The 1,468-nt window shown below is 62.5% G+C and carries 1 protein-coding gene; it reads left to right on the forward strand.

Features of this window, described 5'->3' with window-relative positions; translation table 11 throughout:
• Positions 1-1,036 precede the first annotated feature (1,036 nt).
• Positions 1,037-1,309 (forward strand): hypothetical protein, encoded by a 273-nt coding sequence (locus AUL31_RS19825; RefSeq protein ID WP_060610926.1) that lies wholly within the window; start codon positions 1,037-1,039, stop codon positions 1,307-1,309.
• The last annotated feature ends 159 nt before the right edge of the window (positions 1,310-1,468 follow it).

The following is a 1,468-nucleotide window of genomic DNA, read 5'->3' on the forward strand; positions in this document are numbered from 1 at the left end:
TCAACAAACCAGCTTCCCAACACATCACAATCGCCCCGCCCCAAAGCGGGGCCGTGCGCGTTTGAGCTCCATCAAAACCCAAGCCGAGACGCGAAAGCGAAGCCGGTCGGGTTCGAGCTCCATCAGAGCCGGATGCGCGAGAAGGCACCCCCTCAAAACCCGTAAGACGGGGAAGGGAAGGCGCAGCGATGGCGAAAGCCGATAAACCCATGCGATCCCAGGGCAGGGCCAGGGCGCTGGTGGGTCGTCATGATGATCGGCTTCCAATGATGGCAAAGGCGGCGAAGACGGCCACAGAGCGCTCACCGCAGCGCAGATGTCATGCAGCGGGACGAAGGAGCCCGTTGCTCTCAAGAAGCGTCACGCCGCCGCGATAGGGCAAGCGGAGGGTAAGGGCCTGGGCGTTCGGATAGTCACGATAGATGACGTCCTCAGCGGCGGCAGAAGCTGCGACAGGGCGCCTGCCGCAGCGTGGACGTCATGCGGCAGCGCCAGCGGCGGTAGAGCCGATCCAAGCCCACGCCAGTAAGGGAGGGCAGGGAGGGCAGGGAGGGCGCAGGGCAGAGCGGTGCGATCCTGGGGCAAGGCTGGCGCGCTGGCGCGTCGTCATGATGATCGACTTCCAATGATGGGCAAAGGCGGTGACGGCTGCCACAGGCCACAGGATGCCCACACATTGCAGACGTCATGCTGCAGCGCCAGCGGCCGCAGTTGCTCCCAGGACGGCATCACGCCGGCAAGGCGGGGCCAGAAGCGCCTGTCTGCGGATCACAACAATGATCGGCTTCCGGATATAGGCAAAGGCGCCATAAGCCCCCGAAACGCATCGGCCGCCACTCAGACCAGCCATCGCCGCACAGCGGCATTGCGTTCCTTCAACGTTAAACCTATAACGGTATCGGCCCGATGGGGAGCGCGAACTCCCACACCGGGCCTGACCATAACGCTCATAACCAAGAAAGAGCACCATGGCTGACCGAGCCTTTAGCATATATCCTCCACCCTCTGCATCACCCTCAACGCACCCGTTGCGGTAATGCACGTCCGGTTCAAAACCGGCGAATGGAGGCTCATCCCCGGACGTCTCATCGAGACCGATGACGGCTGCCTCCTGCCGGTGGACGCATTCACGGGCATCGCCCACAGAATCGTTCCCGAAGACCTGCTCACCATCGCACGAAAGCTGGTGAAAACCGCCGACCAGAGACGGTGGCAGGTTCGCCAGACGCATCTCAACCGTATGCGACTGGAATTGGCAAAAGAGTGCCTCACGCACGTCCTCGCCGATTGGGAAGTGACATATTACTAGAGGTGGGCGGCGGGGCGGGAAACCCCGCGCTTCCGCCCCCTCGCTTCAACAACCCTAACCAAGCCTAACCCAGCCTAAAGGATCGCAGGCAGGTTCAATCCCTGATCCCGCGCGCAAGCCAACGCATCCTCATAGCCCGCATCCGCATGCCGCATCACG

This window comes from Aureimonas altamirensis, from assembly GCF_001463885.1.
Classification (GTDB): Bacteria; Pseudomonadota; Alphaproteobacteria; order Rhizobiales; family Rhizobiaceae; genus Aureimonas; species Aureimonas altamirensis.

Coding starts and splice junctions, on each gene's coding strand:
- AUL31_RS19825 (WP_060610926.1), top strand. CDS start 1,037: ATGCACGTCCGGTTCAAAACCGGCGAATGGAGGCTCATCCCCGGACGT.